Here is a 16,930-nt window from a genome sequence, read left to right as displayed (position 1 = left end):
GCGTCCCGCCGCACGGCGGGACGCGGTTCCGGTCACTTGCGGTAGACGTAGAAGTTCGATTCGCGGGACATGTAGAGGTCGCCGGACGAAGTCCGGGTGAGCAGCGAGATCGGCCTCACGAGCTGGGTGTAGGCGAGCGTGCTCCGGTCGATGCGGAAGACCTTGGCCTGCGCCTTTCCGTACAGGTAGCCGTCGTCGGGGTCGAAGTAGAGGTAGGCGTCGCGCCACAGGTGGTGGACGGTGTCCCACGGGTAGTCGCAGTACTTCGCCGTCCGCAGCGTCTTCTGGGCGACCGGGTCGAATTCGAAGACCGTGCAGGTGGAGAAGCCCCAGACGTGGCCCTGGTCGTCGGTCGTCACGCCGCTGATCGACCGCTCGCCCGGCACGGGGACGGCGGTGAACTTGACGGCGCCGGTCGCGACGTCCACGGCGACGAGCTTGGCGTCGGCGTCCTTGGCGTCGATGCCGTTGCCGCCCCACACCGACGTGGTCCCGTAGACGACGCCGTCGCGGTAGGCGAGCCCGACGATGCTCTGCGTCGGGACGACGTCCCGCATGATCCGCGACTTACCGGTGGCCGGGTCGTAGAGCGCCAGCACGCCGCCGAGCACGCCGGACGACGGGACGGTGCCGACCGCGAGCACGCCGCCCGCGTCGACCATCGCGAACGGCCGGTCCTGCTGCTGCCCGGACAGGTCCATGATCCGGCGCGGGTTCGTCCCGGGCGCCCACGGCTGCGCCGGGTCGTACTCGTAGACCTGCGCCCTCGGGTACTCGCCCAGGTAGAGCTTGTTCCCGACGGTCACGATGCCTTCCATCTGCCCGACGCCCTTGTGGCCGACGACGGCCCGGGTCGCCGGGTCGTAGCTGGCCAGCCCGCCGGACAGGTACCCGCTCGCGTAGATCTTGCCGTCCGGCCCGACGCCCAGGGACTCGGGCGCGGTCGGCTGCTCGGCGAGATCAGCGTGGAACGCGCGGACCTTCCCGGACCGGAGTCCGACGCGCCACAGCGAGCCGCCCGTGTTGGCCTTCACCAGCAGGTCGCCGCCGGAGACCAGTCCGACGACGTGCAGGAGCGAGTCGGACTCGACGCGCGCGACCGTCCGGAGCGCGCCGCCGTGCGGGTCGAGCGCGGTCACGGCGGTGCCGCGCATGAAGTACAGCCGCGAGCCGTGGTCGACGAGGCCGATGCTCGTCACCCCGGTCACGTGCTGCCGCCACTTCCGCTTGGCCAGGTCGTACACCCACAGTTCCCCGGCGGCCGCCGACGCGGCGAACCGGACGGCGAGGTACCGCCCGCTCACCCGCACGTCGTAGGCGTACTGGTCGGTGTCGAGGCCGGCGGGCAGCGGGAGTTCCCGCTTGGCACCGGTGCGCGGATCGACGGCGACGACGTGCGCGTGCGCGCCGATGCCCGCGTACACCGTGCCGTCCGGGGCGATGTCGAGCGAGCGGACGTACTGCTCCCCCGCGACGAGCTGCCCGTAGTCCCGCACTGCCTTCGTCGCCGGGTCGTACTGGAAGAGCTTGCCGCCCGGCGAGGTCCCGCCGTAGAACCGCCCGGCGCGGTCCGCCGCGACGGACCAGACGAACGTCTCGCCCGGCAGCGGCGTGCCGAGGTCCGTGACGGCCGACGCGCCCCACGTCCAGTGGAACGCCTTGCCGGACGAGTAGCTGCCGATGAACGCGCTTCCGTCGCGCCCGGCGGTCACCGCCCAGGTCCCGAGCGCGCCCGGCAGCGGCAGCTCGTACGCGCGGCGCCCGTCGCGGGTGTCGATGACCGAGAAGATCGCGCTTCCGGCCGACACGGTGGACACGGTGTAGAGGTACGAGGCCCCGTCCGGGCGTTTCACCACGACGCCGCCGGGATTGGTGACGCTGCTCAGGGGCAGCGTGGGGAGGGTCTCCAGGCTCGCCGCCGCCGCGCCCGGCGCGACCGCGAGGGTCGCCCCGACGAGCAGCAGCGCCAGGAGCGCGGCTCCGAATCGTCTCACTGATCGACTCCTTGCCTCGATGTTCCGGTAGGCATAGCAATCGAAACGACTAACGGTCAAGGCCGTAACTGGAGCCGGATCAGCCAGATAGGCGCGGCTGTCAACGTCTTTTGGACACGTCCTGGGGGTTGACGGGTACCAATCCATCGCGTGACACTTTCGGCCGAGACCGTAAGAGGTCCAACCCCCGGGAGGTCCCGTGCCCAGACCGCGCTCGATCGCGGCGGCGTCGTTCGCCGCCGCGCTCCTCGTCCCGACGGCCGCCGCCCCCGCGGCGGCCCGCCCGCCGCGCCACCCGCACCCGGCGGCCGTGGTGCCGCTCGGCGTCCCGCTCTCCGACGTGCTGCTCATCGGCGGCACGGTCGCGCCCGGTCCGGACGGGCGGCCCGCGCTCTGGAACGTCTCGACCGGCAAGCCCGCGTACCTGAACGCGGTCGACCCGGCGACCGGCGCGCGGCTGGTCACCGCGCCGCTGCCGGGCGCGGAGGGCGGCTGGGCGGTGACCGCCGCGCCGGACGGCTCGGTCTACGCAGGGACCTACAACGACGGGCATCTGTACCGGTGGCGGCCCGGCTCCGGGGACACCGTGGAGGATTTGGGGCAGCCGATCCCCGGCCAGTCGTTCGTGTGGCGGCTCGCCAGCGACGAGGACGGCAACATCTACGGCGGCACGTCGCCCGGCGGCCGGGTGTTCCGGTACGACCCGCGCACCGGTGCGTTCCGCGACTACGGCCAGCCCGTCCCCGGCCAGACGTACGTCAAGAGCATCGCCGTCATGAACGGCAAGGTCTACACGGGCTCCTACGCGCAGGCGCACATCGCCGAACTCGATCCGGCCACCGGTGTGTCCCGCGAACTGCCGAAGCCGCCCGGCCTGGAGTCGATCGAGGGCCAGCAGGTCTACGACATCAACGCGCGCGACGGTCGGCTGTACGTCCGCATCGGCAACGCGTTCCCGAGCCCGATGTTCGTGTACGACGTCGCGTCGGGCCAGTGGACGGACGAGATCCCGCAGGCCCACGGCCTGGACGTCTCCCCCGCCGGTGACGACGGCGAGATCTACCTGATCCAGCAGAGCGAGCTGAAGCGCTACGACCCCGCGACGAAGAAGCTCACCGGCACCGGCCTGACGTTCACCGGCCGCGTCCAGAACGCCCGGTCGATCGGCTGGGCGGAACTCGGCCTTCCCGACTATCCGGGCAAGAGCATCGTCGGGACGCTGTGGCGCGGCGACATGTTCCGGTACAACCCGCAGACGGGCGAGTTCGCGATCCTGCCCACGGACGTCCGCCGGGAGCCGATCGAGATCCTGTCCGTCGCGGCCGGGAAGCGCCGCGCGTACGCGGGCGGGTTCCTCAACGGCGGCCTGTCGCTCGTGGACCCGGCGGACGGGAAGGCGACGTTCAACCGGTTCTCGCAGGTCGAGTCGGTCCTGGAAGCGTCCGATGGCCGGGTGTGGATCGGCACGTACCCCGAGGCCCGGCTGTACTCCTACGACCCGGCGAAGCCGTGGAGCAGCCCCGAGTACTCGCCCGGCCCGGAGGGCACGCCGGACAACCCGAAGCTCGCGGTCAACCTCAAGGCCGACCTCCAGATGCGGGCCCGCGCGCTCGCCGAGGTGGACGGCAAGATCGCCGTGGGCACGGTGCCGGACGGCGACCGCCTCGGCGGCGCGCTCGCGATCTACGACCCGCGCACCGGTAAGACGCAGGTCACCCGCAACGTCGTGCAGGACGAGAGCGTGTTCGGCCTGACCGCGCGCGGCCGCGTCGTCTACGGCGGGACGTCGATCACCGGCGGCCTCGGCACGACGAAGCCGACCCGCGACGAGGGGACGGTGTTCGCCTGGGACACGGCGCGCAGCCGCAAGCTCTGGGAGAGCGTGCCGGTGCCGGGCGCGGGGACGGTCAACTCCGTCGTCATCGGCCCTGACCGAAAGCTCTGGGGCGTGGCCGGAAAGACCGTCTTCTCCGTCGATCCGCGGACCGGCCGGGTCCTCAAGCGCTACGCGCTCGGCTCGAACACGACGGGCGGCGACATCGTGGCGACCCGCACCGCGCTGTACGCGAGCCTGGACGGCGGCAAGATCGTCCGGATCGACCCCAGCTCACGGCGTGCCCCGACCGTCGTGGTCGAGCACGCGGTCCGGCGGCTCGCGGCGCAGGGCGAGCACCGGCTGGTGTTCAGCGACGGCGCGAACCTGTTCCGCGTCGACCTGCCCCATTGACAGTCCGAAACCAATCCGGCTAATTTCGGCCTGGACCGTTATTGGCCCCCGATCCACCCGCCCACGACCGATCGCCCCGGGGAGCCCGCCGCGCCCCGGTCCTCTGAAACTAAGGGGTCCGATGAAACCCAACCTCACGCGCGTCACGGCGACGCTCGCCGTGCTCGCGACCGCCGGAGCGCTCACCGCGGCCTGCGGCTCCGGGTCGTCCGACAAGAGCCTCACCGTCTGGATGTATCCGGTCATCGCCGATCAGGCGGCGAGCCGGACCTACTGGCAGCAGATCGAGAAGGACTTCGAGGCGGCGAACTCCGGCCTCGACCTCAAGATCGAGCTGCAGCCGTGGGACAACCGGGACCAGAAGGTCGCCACCGCCCTCTCCGGCGGCAAGGGGCCGGACGTCGTGCTGCTCGGCCCCGACCAGATCCCGCAGTACGTCCAGAACGGCACGCTCGCACCGGTGGACGCGGCCGTCGCCGACGCGAGGTCGAGCTTCCTGCCCGGCGCGCTGAAGGCCCTGAGCGTGGACGGGAAGCTGTACGCCGCGCCGATCTACCACACGGTCACGAGCACGCTCTACAACAAGAAGCTGCTGGACAAGGCCGGGATCAAGAAGCCGCCGGAGACCTGGGACGAGATCAGGGCGGCCGCGCCGAAGCTCAAGGCGGCGGGCGTCGCCACGCTGGACTACTCGGCGTCCCCCGAGGCCAGCCTGAACCTCAACTACTACCCGCTGCTGTGGCAGGCGGGCGGGACGGTGTTCTCGCCGGACGGCAAGAAGGCCGCGTTCAACAGCCCTGCGGGCGTCGAGGCGCTGACGTTCCTGGTGGACCTCTACAAGTCCGGTGCGATTCCCAAGAGCGCGCTGAACAACAAGAACGTCCTCCCGGACCAGGCCCTCGGCAAGCAGCAGGTGGCGATGGGCTTCACGAACGTCCCGGCGGAGGTCAAGACGGCGGGCGACGCGTGGGGCGCGGACAACGTCGTCGTCGGGCTGCCGCTGCGGTACCGCAAGCAGGTCGGGTTCGGCCTGCCCGGCGGGCTCGGCGTCAACGCCAAGTCGAAGAACAAGGCCAAGGCCGAGGCGTTCCTGCGGTTCATGATCGCGCCGGAGCGGATCTCCGGGCTGACGCAGGCGTCCGGTTTCCTGTCGCCGCGCACCGACGTCAAGGCCACCGGTGGCGACGCGTCCACCGCGAAGTTCACCGAGGCGCTCACCTACGCCTACCCGGGCGAGCCCAACGCGGCGGCCCGCCAGGTGATGTCGCTGCTCAGCGCGGAGATCCAGGCCGCGCTCACCGGTAAGAAGCAGCCCAAGCAGGCGCTGGACGACGCGGCGAAGCAGGCCGACGACCTGCTGGCGCGCCAGCGCTGACCCGTCCGCAACATCCGCACTACCGGGTGCGGGCCGCCCCGGACGGCGGCCCGCGCCTTTCGGAGGCACCGGTGACACTGTCCACCCGGTCCCGGCCGTCCGCGGCACGGCGCCCGCGCGCCGGGACCGCGCCGACCACCGGGCGGCGGTCCCGGCAGGCCCGCGTGGGGCTGCTGTTCGTCGCCCCCATGCTCGTGCTGTTCACGCTGTTCCGCCTCGTGCCGACGGCCGGGGCGTTCCTGCTGTCCCTCACCGACTACAAGCTCAGCGGCGAGTGGTCGTTCGTCGGCGCCGACAACTACACGCGGCTCGCGCACGAGGACCTGTTCCGCGAGAGCCTGCTCGTCACGCTCACCTACGTCGTGGTGTTCGTGCCGATGACCGTGCTGCTGTCGCTCGGCACGGCGATGCTTCTGGACCGCGTCGTGTGGGGGCGCGGCTTCTTCCGGGGCGTGTTCTTCCTGCCGTACGTGACGAGCATCGTGCTCGCGGCCGTGATCTGGAAATGGATCTACGACGCCGAGGACGGCCTGCTGAACGGGCTGCTCCACCTCGTCCACGTCGGCCCGTTCGACTTCCTCGGCCATTCCGGGTCGGTGCTGCCGTCCATCGCCGTGACCTCCGCCTGGAAGGGTTTCGGCTACTCGATGCTGATCCTGCTCGCCGGTCTCCAGTCCATTCCGCGCTCCCTCGACGAGGCGGCGATGATGGACGGCGCGAACGCCTGGCAGCGGTTCCGCCACATCACGCTGCCGCTGCTGCGCCCGGTGCTGTTCTTCGTGCTGGTCATCGAGACCATCCAGGCGTTCCAGGTCTTCGACGCGATGTACGTGATGACCGGCGGCGGACCCGTCCGGTCCAGTTATTCGCTCGTGTACCTGCTGTACGACACGGGCTTCAAATACTTCGACTTCGGTTACGCGAGCGCGATCGGGCTGACGCTGTTCGCGGTCGTCCTGGCCGTCTCCCTCGTGCAGCGCCGGTTCGTCGGACGGGAGGACTGATGGCGACCACGACCCGCAGGCCCCCCGCCGCCCGCGCGGGACGGCGGCTCGGCGGCGCGGCCCGGCTCACGACGCCCGCGCTGCTGGCGCTCACGGCGATCGTGACGATCGCGCCGTTCGCCGCGATGGTGTTCATCGCGTTCGCCCCGGCGAGCGGGCAGACGTTCCCGGACGCGTTCATCCCGACGCACGTCACGCTGGAGAACTTCCGGAACGTGCTGTCGAACTCCGACATCACCCGGTGGACGATCAACTCCCTGATCTACTCGCTCGCGTCGGTGCTGCTGATCCTGCTGTTCGCGTCGATGGCGGGCTACGCCTTCGCCAAGAAGCGCTTCCCCGGCCGCGAGGTGATGTTCTGGTCCTTCCTCGCGACGCTCATGGTGCCGTTCCAGGCGACGCTGATCCCCACCTACATCCTGGTGTCGAAACTCGGCTGGGTGGACGGCTACTGGGGACTGATCGTCCCGACGCTCGCCAATTCGCAGGCCGTGTTCCTCATGCGCCAGTTCATCGCGCAGCTCCCCGACGAGCTGTTCGAGGCCGCCGAGATCGACGGCGCCTCGGAATGGCGGATGTATACGACGATCGTGCTGCCGCTGGTGCGCCCGGCCCTCGCGACGCTCGGCGTCTTCGTCTTCCTGTGGCACTGGAACGACTTCCTGTGGCCGCTCGTCATCGGGCAGTCCGGCGAAATGCAGACGCTGACGGTCGGGCTCGCCACGCTGCAGAGCGAGAACGTGCCGGTCAACCAGGTGATGGCCGGTGCCGCGATCACCGTCCTGCCGAGCCTGCTCGTCTTCGGGCTGCTCCAGCGGTACCTGACCGACAGCATCGCGGCGACCGGGATCAAGGGCTGAGCGCCGGTGTTCGAGGTCATCGACGTCAACCGGGTGCTCGGCCCGGTGCCGACCGACGACGTGCCGGGCGCGGACGCGTCCGGCCTGCTCGCGGAGCTGGACCGGCTGCGGATCGACGCGGCGTGCGTCGTCCACTCCCACGCCCTGCACTACGACCCGGCGACGGGGAACGCGGCGCTGCCGCGCGGCGGTGACCGGCTGATCCCCGTCCCGGTCCTGGTCCCCGGCCCGCTGGGGACGCCGTCCGAGGCGGCCGGGGTCGTCCGGCTGTGCCCGGCCGCGCACCGGTTCCGGCTGACCGGGCCGCACGGCCTCGCGCTCGCGCGGGACCTCGCGGAGCGCGGCACGGGCGTCCTGCTCGGCTGGGACGAGACGACGCCGGACGAGGTCGAACACCTCGCGACCCGCGTCCCCGGCCTGAATCTCGTGCTCATCAACACCGGCTACCGGAGTTTGCGCGAACTCGCGGACCTCATGGACGCCCACCCGCGCATCCACGTCGACACCGCCACGCTCAACGGTCACCTCGCCGTCGAATGGGTCGCGCAGCGGTTCGGGGCGCACCGCGTGCTGTTCGGCACGGGCGCGCCCGCCACCGACGACGCCGGGCCGCGCTTCCAGCTCGACCACCTCGACCTGCCGCCGGCCGACGCCGCGCTGATCGCCGGGGGCAACGCGCGCGCCCTGCTGCGCCCGCGAAAGGAGGACTGACGTGGACGAAAGCTGGCGGGGCCGCGTCATCGACGCCCACGGGCACCTCGGCTCCTGGTTCAACTTCGCGATCCCCGACGCGTCCACGGCGCGCCTGATCGACGTCATGGACCGCGTGGGCGTCGCGACGATGTGCGTCTCGCACCTGCTCGGCGTCGGCCCGGACGCGCGGTCCGGCAACGCGCTCCTGCTGGACGAGCTGGCGCGCCGTCCGGGCCGCCTCCTCGGCTACGCCGTCTACGACCCGCACGACCCGCAGGCGGCCGCCCGCGCCGCCGACCTGCTCGACGCCCCCGGCGTGATCGGGCTCAAGCTCCACCCCGACACCCACGAGCACCCGCTCGACGGACCCGGCTACGCCCCCGCGCTCGCGCTCGCCGCCGAGCGCGGGCGCCTCGTCCTGTCGCACGGGCAGCACGGCTCGCCCTGGTCGGACCCGGCGCGGTTCGCGGCCGTCGCCGCGCGCCACCCGGCGCTGCGACTGCTGCTCGGGCACGCCGGGCTGTGGCCGTCCGGGTACGCGGCGGCGGCCGGGGTCGCCGCCGCTCATCCGGGCGTCACGCTGGAGATCTGCGGGTCCCGGATGACCGCGCGGCACCTCGCTCGGCTGGTCGCGGCGGTCGGCGCGGACCGGATCGTCTTCGGGTCCGACGCGGTGTTCCTCGACCTGCGCGTCGGTCTGGGCCGCGTCGTGCTCGCGCCGCTCGACCCCGCCGACCGCGACCAAGTCCTGTTCGGCACGATGACACGGCTCCTGGAGGATCTGCGATGACCCTGGCGCTCGACGGCGGCACGCCCGTCCGGACCACCGGGTGGCCCGCGTGGCCGCCTCCCGCGACGGACGAGCAGCGCAAGCTGTTGTTGGAGGTTCTCGACAGCGGGGACTGGGGGGCGACGTCCGGGACGAAGGTCGCCGCGTTCGCCGACGCGTTCGCCGCGTCCGTGGGCGCGCGGCACGGCGTCTGCGTCGTCAACGGGACGGTCGCGCTGTTCCTCGGACTGCGCGCGCTCGGCGTCGTTCCGGGCGACGAGGTGATCGTCCCGGCGTACACGTTCGTCGCGAGCGCGACGGCCGTGGTGCTCGCGGGCGCGCGTCCGGTGCTCGCGGACGTCACGCCCGACACGCTGCACCTCGACCCGGCGTCGGTCGAACGGCTCATCGGCCCCCGCACGAAGGCCGTGATGCCCGTCCACCTCGCGGGCGCGCCCGCCGACACCGACGCGCTCGGCGCGCTGTGCCGCGCGCACGGCCTGGCGAGCCTGGAGGACGCCGCGCAGGCCCACGGCGCGACCCGGCACGGCCGCCCCGCCGGGACGCTGGGCGACGCGGCGTGCTTCAGCTTCCAGTCGAGCAAGGCGATGACGGCCGGGGAGGGCGGCGTCATCGTCACCGACGACGACGCCGTTTACGAGCGCGCCTGGTCGCTGCACAACGTCGGCCGCCGCCTGTCCGGCGCGTGGTACGAACACCCCGAAGTCGGGTGGAACCTGCGCATGACGGAGTTCCAGGCGGCCGTCCTGCTGCCGCAGCTCGACCGCCTGGACGGGCAGATCGCCGCGCGGGAGCGCGCGGTCGCGTTCCTCGCGGCCGGGCTGGCGGACTGCGACGGCCTCGACCTGCTGCCCGCCCCCGAGGGGACGACGCGCAGCAGCCACCACCTCGCGCTGCTCCGCTACGACCCCGCCGCGTTCGGCGGTCGGCCCAAGGCCGACTTCGTCGCGGCGATGACGGCCGAGGGCGTCCCGCTGGACGCGGGCTACCGCGCGCTGTCCCGCGAGGCGGCGCTGCGGCCGCACGCGGGACCGGCGTCGTGCCCCGCCGCCGAGGCCGCCGAGGACTCCGTCGTCTGGGTGCGCCAGCACCTGCTGATGGCCGACGAGGACGCGCTGTCCGACATCCTCGCGGCGGCGGCGAAGGTGCGGCGCGCCTTCCGTGCGGGCTGACCGCGCGGTCGGCTCCGGAGCCCGGAGCCGACCGCGAGTTCCGGTCTCAGCCGGAAATCACCGCGCCGAAACCCTCGATGGTCCGGAGCGCGTCCGCCTGGGACATGCCGGGCGGCTGGACGCGCAGGACGACGCCGTCCGCGCCGAGGTCCGCGTAGTGCTCCAGCCGATCGGCGCACTGCGCGGGCGAGCCGATGACGCCGCGCGCGGCGATGTCGTCCCAGCCCTGCGCGTACCGGGACGCGTCCGCCGACGTGCGCTTCCACCCCGTGTACGCGTCGTAGAGGTCGCGCAGCGGCTCCTCGAGGGCCTTGCGCGCGTCCTGCGAGGTCTCGGCGCAGTAGCCCTCGCGGCAGACGATGACCTCCTGGCCGAGCGTCCCGGCCCCGCGCGGGTGCGACCGGTATTCGGCGATCTTGCCGGGCAGGTCGGCGTCGAGCTCGTTGAACGACGTCGTCCAGCCGTCGCACATCCGGGCCGTGCGCTCCAGGACGGCCGGGACCCGCCCGCCGTTCCACAGCCGCGGCCTGGGGTCCTGCGCGGGGCGCGGCGACAGGAACGCCTCGCGGACGGTCGTGAACCGGCCCTCGTGGGTGACCTCGTCCTCCGTCCACAGGCGGGTGAGGATCGTCAGGCACTCCTCGAACCGCGCCACGCGCTCGGCCGGGGTGACGCCGTACAGCGCGAACTCCTCGGGCCGGTAGCCGAGCACGAACCCGGCCGTCAGCCGCCCGCCGGACAGGACGTCCAGGTGGGCGAGCGTCTCGGCGAGGACGACGGGGTGGTACAGCGGCGCGACGATGCCCGCGGTGGCCAGCCCGATCCGCTCGGTGTGCGCGGCGAGCCAGGTCAGCGAGGTCAGGATCTCGTGGTAGCCGGGCCGGTGCAGGTGCCGTTCGCCCAGCACGATCCAGGAGAACCCGGCCTGCTCGGCGAGGCGGGCCTGCTCGACCGCGTCCTGGAGCGAAGGCCGGTCGGCCCGGTCGCCGTAGAGATTGAGATACAGACCCAGGCGCATGGGTGTCCGCCTCCATTGACATCGACCAGTTTCCGTACTTACGGTCTAGACCGTAAATGGTTCGCCGTCCGATTGCGACCCCTCCAAGGAGTCAGATCTTGACCGTCGCCCCCAACCGGGACGTCACCGGCCGCGCGCCGGGGGACGACCGCATCGCCGCCGTCACCACCCGCGTGGTGCGCGCCCCCTACCGGCGGCCGTTCGAGATCAGCAGCGGGACGAGCACGGAGCTCGTCAGCCTCGTGGTCGAGATCGAGACGGCCGGCGGCGCGCGCGGTGTCGGCGAGACGTCCCCGATGACCGCGTACACCGGCGAGACGCTGGCCGGGGTCCGCGCGGCCGTTCGGGAGCATCTCGCGCCGGTGCTCGTCGGCCGCGATCCGCTCGACCGGGCCGGCGCGCACCTGGCGATGGACGCGGCGCTGCGCGGCCAGCACGTCGCCAAGGCCGGGGTGGACATCGCCCTGCACGACCTCGCCGGACGCGCCGCGGGCTGGCCCGTCCACGCCCTGCTCGGCGGGCGGGTCCGCGACCGCGTCCCGATCGCCTGGGTCGTCGGCCTCGGCACGCTGGACGAGATGGCCGCCGAGGCCGCCGAGCACGCCGCGCGCGGGTTCCGGCACATCAAGGTCAAGGGCGGCAACGACCCCGCGCAGGACCTGGAGCTCGTCCGCGCCGTCCGGGGCGCGCTGCCCGGCGACGTCGAGCTGTGCCTGGACGCCAACGAGGGCTACGACGCCGCCACCGCGCTGCCCGTCCTCGCCAGGATGGCCGCCGCGGGGCTGTCCCTGCTCGAACAGCCGCTCCCCCACTGGGACCTGGCCGGGCTCGCGCGGCTGCGCGAGCGGCTGGACCTGCGCGTGATGGTGGACGAGAGCGTCCAGTCGGCCCCCGACGCGCTGGAGATCGTCCGGCGCGGCGCGGCCGACGTCATCAACATCAAGATCCTCAAGGTCGGCGGCCTGCACCGCGCGCTCCAGGTCGCGGCCGTCGCGGAGGCGGCCGGGCTCGCGGTGAAGATCGGCTCGATGCCGGAACTCGGCGTGGCGACGCTCGCCGCGCTGCACCTGGCCGCCGCGCTGCCGGGCGCGACCGTCCCCGCCGACCTGGTCGGCCCGCTGCTCGTCCGCGACGAGCCGCTGGCCCCGACCGCGTTCGGCGACGCCGCCGGGTCCGTGCCGGTCCCGACCGCGCCCGGCCTCGGCCACGACCTCTGACGAAGCAGGAAGGCGAAGCGATGCACCCCCTCGTCGAACGGCTGCGCGGCACGCTGCTGCCCGCCGTCGTCACCCCGATGGACCGTTCCGGCGCGGTGGACCGCGCCGCGCTCGCCGCGTACGCCGAGCGCGTCGCGGCGGGGCCGATCGGCGGCGTGGCCGTCTGGGCGCACACCGGCCGGGGCCTCTACCTCGGCGAGCGGGACCGGGCCGACGTCCTGACCGCCTGGCGGCGGGCCACGTCCGCGCCGCTGGTCGCGGGCGTCGGCGTGCCGCGCGCGCTGACCGCGCCGAAACTGGCGGAGGCCGAGGACGCGACCGTCGCGATGGCCGTCCACGCGGCGGAGCTGGGCGCGGACGCCGTCATGGTCTACCCGCTCGCGGAGTACGCGGCGCTCCCGGACGGGCACGCGCGCGCGGTCGGCCTGCACGAGCGCGTCGCGGCCGAGAGCGGGCTGCCGCTCGTCGGCTTCTACCTGCACGGCGAGGCGGGCGGCTACCCGTACCCGCCCGAGCTGATCCGCGAACTGCTGGCGCTGCCGACCATGCTCGGCGTGAAGACCGCGACGCTGGACCGCGCCATCGGCTGCCAGGACGCGATCTGGGCCGGGCGCGGCACCGGCCGCCTCGCCATCACCGGCGAGGACCGCATGTTCGGGCCGTCGCTGATGTGGGGCGCGGACACCGCGCTCGTCGGCATCGCCGCCGCCCGCGCCGACCTGTCCGCCGACGTCGTGCGGGCCTGGACGGACGGCGACCACGCGGCGTTCGTCCGCGCCTCGGACCGGCTCGACCGCTTCGCCGCCGCCACGTTCTTCGACCCGATCGAGGGATACGTGCAGCGGATGATGTGGGCCGCCGTCCACGAGGGCGCGCTGCCCGAGCACGCGGCCCACGACCCCTACGGGCCTGCGCTCCCCGCCGCCGAGCGGGACGCCGTCATCGCCTGCCTGGACGAGCTAGGTTCCGCGCGCTGACGACCGCGCCGAGGACTTCCCGGGTCGTCGTCCACGGGACGGCGGCCCGGCCCTCGGCGGCGGCCGCGAGGAACGCGTCGAGCGTCGCGGCGTAGCCGAGGGGGTCGTCGCCGCCGTCCGGGAGCGTCACCGTCGCCGTGCCGCGCGGGGTGTGGACGGCGATCTCGTAGCTCTCGACGTCGGTCGCGCCGAGGACCTCAACGACGCCGTACCGCCCGTCCGGCCAGGTCAGCGTGATGACGCCGGTGTCCTCCGACCACGTCTCCCGGTGGACGCGCGCGGCCCGGCACGCCCAGCGCGCGCGGAACCCCGGCCCGAGCACCGCCGACGCCAGCTCGACGCCGTGCAGGCCCATCGTCGCCAGCGTGCCGCCGCCCTCGGCCGGATCGTCCAGCCAGCGGCGGCCGGGGTCCAGGTACGCGGTGACGGAGTGGCGGACGGTCACGCGGACGCCGAGGACGTCCGCCCCGGCCAGGCGCCGCAGCGCGGGGGCGAAGCGCAGCACCGAGCACGTCGTCACCGGGGCGGCGGCGGTCCCGACCGCCTCGTCCAGCCGGTCGAGGTCGGCGGCGGTCCCCACGGCGGGCTTCGTCACGAACGTCGGGACGCCCGCGCCCGCCAGGAGCCGCACCGCGCCGGGCACGTCCGCCGGGCGGAGCGTGACGATCGCGGCGTCCGGCTGCGCCGCGACGAGTCCTTCCGGCGAGTCCACCGGCCGCGCGCCGTGCTCGGCGGCGAACGACCCGTCCGCGTCGCCCCAGACGACGAGGTCGGTGACGCCCCGCGCGCGCAGCAGCCGGGCGTCCGCGCCCGGATGGTAGGTCGTGGCCAGGCCCGCGAACGCGACCCTCATCCCAACGGCCCGAAGAGGTCCACGGCGTTACGCCACAGCACGCGTTCGCGTTCCTCGTCGCTGAAGTCCGCGTCCCGCACGACGCCCAGCGCGACGCACGGGTCGATCAGCGTCGAGTCGGTGCCGAACAGGAACCGCTCGATCGGCACCCCCGCCGCCCGCGCGTACGCGACGCGGCCCGCGTCCGGGACCGTCCGGCAGTGCTCCAGGTACAGGCGGTCGCACGCGGCGGCGGCGTGCGCAGCCTCCCGCCAGGCGTCGCCGCCCGCGTGCCCGACGATCACGCGGAGCCGGGGGCGGGCCGCCAGCAGCTCCGGCAGCAGCGCGACGTCCGCGCCCCAGGTGTGCAGGAGCAGCGGGACGCCCAGCTCGTCCACCAGGTCGAACGCCTCGGCCATCTGCGGCGAGCCGATCGGGGCGCGCGCGTACGTCGTGTGGATCTTGACGCCGACGAACCGGCCGGACGCCAGGTAGCCGCGCACCTCGTCGGCGGCCCGTTCCAGGCGGCGCGGGTTGACCACCGCGTACCCGTACAGGCGCGGGTTCGCGGCCAGGACGTCGGCCAGCGCCGCGTTGCCCGCCTCCGCGTCCAGCACGACGGCCTCGGACGCGGACACGATCTGCGCCTCGATGCCGTACCGGTCCATCAGCTCCAGGTTGAGCCGGGCGTCCCCGACGTCCATGTGGAACGGCCACGGACCCCAGTGCCCGTGGACGTCGATGATCCGCATCAGCCCTCCCGGCCCAGCAGGCGCGCGGCGGTGCCGCCCGCGATCAGGCGCCGCTCGTCCGGCGTGATCCGCGCGTAGCGGAGCCGGAGGGTCTGCGGCGAGACGTCCATGAACGGGGTCCGCGAGCCGAACAGCAGGCGGTCCGCGCCGACCGTCCCGGCGACGCGCTCGATCGCGTCCGGCGCGGACAGCAGCCGCGTCGTCGCGCGGAAGCCCGGCTCGTCGCGGGCCAGCAGCAGGAAGTCCGCGAGCAGGTAGACGTGCAGGTCGAGGAAGACGACCTCCGCGCCCCGGCCCGCGAGGACGGGGCCGAACGCGCGCGGGTCGCCGTCGTGCAGCAGCACCAGGCCGCGCGCGACGGCCTCGGCCACGACGTGGCGGTGGCCGGGGTGGCCGGGTTCCGCGCCCTGCTCCTGGGTGAACAGCCGGACGAACCGGACTCCCTGCTCGACCAGGCCGTCCAGCAGGTCTCCGGCGGCGACGGCGTCCCGCAGGTCCACGGTCCCGACCGGGACGAGCGTTTCGTCGGCGGCGCGCAGCGTCTCGGCGTTGCCCGCGGCCGCGTCGAACAGCGCGCCCCGCGTCGAGACCGCGCAGGCGCGCCGGATCGCCGACCGCCGCAGCCGCCGCCGGACGTCGTCCAACCCAAGGTCGGCGGGGCCGGACGGCCACGGCCCGAACAGCACGTCGACGTCGAGCGCGATGTGCTCGTCGGCCGTGCGCGTCAGCCAGTCAGCGGACATCCGCGTGCGCCTTCCGGACGGCGGCCGCGATGTCGTCCACGTCCGCTTCCGTGTACGCCTCGTTCCACGGCAGCGTGACGAGCGTCCGGTCGATCAGCCGCTCGGCGTTCGGGCACAGCCCGGCCGGGTAGTCGCGGTCGATCGGGTAGCGCGAGGAGCCGTAGACGGGCGCTTCGGCGAGCGCGGGATTGGCGTAGAGCGGGCGTTCCAGGTATCCGGCGGACGCGGGGACGCCTTCCGCCTGGAGCGCCGCCGCGAAGGCCCGGTTCCCCGGCTCGTCCGGGACGGTGAAGGGGAACATCCACCACGCGTGCCCGTCCGGGCTCGGCAGCCCGAGGCCCGGCAGGTCGGCCAGCGCGTCGAGCAGTCGCGCCGCGCGCTCCCGGCGCCGCGCGACGACCCCGGCGACCTTCCCGAGCTGCGCGCGGGCGACGGCCGCCGCCAGCTCGGTCATCCGGTAGTTGAGCCCGTACATCAGGTGTTTCCGGCCGATGGAACGGTCCCAGCCCTTGTCCATGAAAAGCCGCATCCGTCGCGCGAGGGCAGGATCCGCCGTGATCGCCAGCCCGCCGTCCCCGGATGTGATGTGCTTGTACTGCTGGAGGCTGAAACAGGCGACGTCGCCGTACCGGCCCACCGGCTCACCGCTCGGCACCGTCCCCAGCCACGCCTGGGCGCAGTCCTCGACCAGGGCCAGACCGTGCCGGTCGGCGAGCCCGCGCAACTCCGCGACCGGCGCCGGGGCCCCGAACAGGTGGACCACCATGATCGCCCTGGTGCGCGCGGTGATCACCGCCGCCACCGACGCCGGGTCCAGGTTCCCGGTGGCCGGGTCCACGTCCGCGAAGACGGGGACGGCGTTCTGCGCGAGGATCGGCGCGACCGTTCCGAAGTCGGAGATGGGAGTGGTGACGATCTCGTCGCCCGGGTCGGGGTCCACGGCGGCGACCGCGAGGTGGAGCGCGGCCGTCCCGGACGAGCAGGACACCGCGGTGCGCCCGTACAGCTCCCCCATCTCGGCCTCCAGCGCGCGGGCCTCGGTGCCGAAGCTCCCGCACAGCGACGCCGAGTCGAGCACGCGCAGCACGGCGGCGCGCTCCTCGGCCCCGATCGTCCGCCCGCGGGGTTCGAGCGGGCCCGGCAGCGGCTCGGTTCGCGACATGACACCACCCGTCATTACTCAATTAAGGTCTTGGCCGAAACTAGACCGACGTCCCATGACCGTCAACCCTCGGGCTACATATCGGCATCTTCTTCGATATGCTTCGCGATTAGG

15 protein-coding genes are annotated in these 16,930 nt (G+C 73.4%); 9 read left to right on the top strand and 6 right to left on the bottom strand.

Annotated elements, in window-relative coordinates:
* Positions 1-32: 32 nt before the first annotated feature.
* Entirely contained in the window at positions 33-1,994 is a 1,962-nt protein-coding gene (locus G339_RS33935; RefSeq protein ID WP_019632116.1) for an NHL repeat-containing protein, read from the bottom strand.
* Positions 1,995-2,193: 199 nt separating this feature from the next.
* Between G339_RS33935 and G339_RS0116110 the strand changes: the two genes are divergently transcribed.
* The 7 genes from G339_RS0116110 (at position 2,194) to G339_RS0116080 (ending at position 10,115) form a co-directional block, all read left to right on the top strand.
* A complete protein-coding gene (locus G339_RS0116110; protein ID WP_019632115.1) occupies positions 2,194-4,221 on the top strand; it encodes a ligand-binding sensor domain-containing protein in 2,028 nt (675 codons plus the stop codon).
* A 121-nt stretch (positions 4,222-4,342) separates the two neighbouring features.
* A complete protein-coding gene (locus G339_RS0116105; RefSeq protein ID WP_019632114.1) occupies positions 4,343-5,596 on the top strand; it encodes an ABC transporter substrate-binding protein in 1,254 nt (417 codons plus the stop codon).
* Positions 5,597-5,667: 71 nt separating this feature from the next.
* Complete coding sequence (locus G339_RS0116100) at positions 5,668-6,600, top strand: carbohydrate ABC transporter permease (protein ID WP_019632113.1); 933 nt, start codon at positions 5,668-5,670, stop codon at positions 6,598-6,600.
* Complete coding sequence (locus G339_RS0116095; protein WP_019632112.1) at positions 6,600-7,460, top strand: carbohydrate ABC transporter permease; 861 nt, start codon at positions 6,600-6,602, stop codon at positions 7,458-7,460. Before G339_RS0116100 ends, G339_RS0116095 begins: the two co-directional genes overlap by 1 nt.
* Positions 7,461-7,466: 6 nt before the next feature.
* Complete coding sequence (locus G339_RS33930; protein ID WP_019632111.1) at positions 7,467-8,171, top strand: amidohydrolase family protein; 705 nt, start codon at positions 7,467-7,469, stop codon at positions 8,169-8,171.
* 1 nt (position 8,172) lies between these two features.
* Positions 8,173-8,943, top strand: a complete 771-nt coding sequence (locus tag G339_RS0116085) for an amidohydrolase family protein (RefSeq protein WP_019632110.1) — start codon at positions 8,173-8,175, stop codon at positions 8,941-8,943.
* Complete coding sequence (locus G339_RS0116080) at positions 8,940-10,115, top strand: DegT/DnrJ/EryC1/StrS family aminotransferase (RefSeq protein WP_019632109.1); 1,176 nt, start codon at positions 8,940-8,942, stop codon at positions 10,113-10,115. Before G339_RS0116085 ends, G339_RS0116080 begins: the two co-directional genes overlap by 4 nt.
* A 46-nt stretch (positions 10,116-10,161) precedes the next feature.
* Here G339_RS0116080 and G339_RS0116075 read toward each other — a convergent pair whose 3' ends face one another.
* On the bottom strand, positions 10,162-11,133 hold the full coding sequence (locus G339_RS0116075; protein WP_019632108.1) for an LLM class flavin-dependent oxidoreductase: 972 nt from the start codon (positions 11,131-11,133) through the stop codon (positions 10,162-10,164).
* Positions 11,134-11,231: 98 nt separating this feature from the next.
* Here G339_RS0116075 and G339_RS0116070 point away from each other — a divergent pair, with 98 nt between their 5' ends.
* Positions 11,232-12,350, top strand: a complete 1,119-nt coding sequence (locus tag G339_RS0116070) for a mandelate racemase/muconate lactonizing enzyme family protein (protein WP_019632107.1) — start codon at positions 11,232-11,234, stop codon at positions 12,348-12,350.
* Between the two features lie 20 nt (positions 12,351-12,370).
* The gene (locus tag G339_RS0116065; RefSeq protein WP_019632106.1) at positions 12,371-13,327 is read left to right on the top strand and encodes a dihydrodipicolinate synthase family protein; all 957 of its coding nucleotides are present in this window, start codon (positions 12,371-12,373) and stop codon (positions 13,325-13,327) included.
* Here the strand turns inward: G339_RS0116065 and G339_RS0116060 are convergent.
* The 4 genes from G339_RS0116060 to G339_RS0116045 are packed head-to-tail and all read right to left on the bottom strand — an operon-like array spanning position 13,290 to position 16,816.
* A complete protein-coding gene (locus G339_RS0116060) occupies positions 13,290-14,180 on the bottom strand; it encodes a Gfo/Idh/MocA family protein (RefSeq protein WP_019632105.1) in 891 nt (296 codons plus the stop codon). The genes G339_RS0116065 and G339_RS0116060 overlap by 38 nt on opposite strands.
* A complete protein-coding gene (locus G339_RS0116055; RefSeq protein WP_019632104.1) occupies positions 14,177-14,911 on the bottom strand; it encodes an amidohydrolase family protein in 735 nt (244 codons plus the stop codon). The genes G339_RS0116060 and G339_RS0116055 overlap by 4 nt, the downstream gene beginning before the upstream one ends.
* Positions 14,911-15,654, bottom strand: a complete 744-nt coding sequence (locus tag G339_RS0116050) for an amidohydrolase family protein (RefSeq protein WP_019632103.1) — start codon at positions 15,652-15,654, stop codon at positions 14,911-14,913. The genes G339_RS0116055 and G339_RS0116050 overlap by 1 nt, the downstream gene beginning before the upstream one ends.
* Entirely contained in the window at positions 15,644-16,816 is a 1,173-nt protein-coding gene (locus tag G339_RS0116045; protein WP_019632102.1) for a DegT/DnrJ/EryC1/StrS family aminotransferase, read from the bottom strand. Before G339_RS0116045 ends, G339_RS0116050 begins: the two co-directional genes overlap by 11 nt.
* Positions 16,817-16,930: the final 114 nt, after the last annotated feature.

It is taken from the genome of Actinomadura atramentaria DSM 43919, assembly GCF_000381885.1.
Classification (GTDB): domain Bacteria; phylum Actinomycetota; class Actinomycetes; order Streptosporangiales; family Streptosporangiaceae; genus Spirillospora; species Spirillospora atramentaria.
Note: the sequence above shows the minus strand (reverse complement) of the source record. Positions and strands in the feature narration are given on the sequence as shown.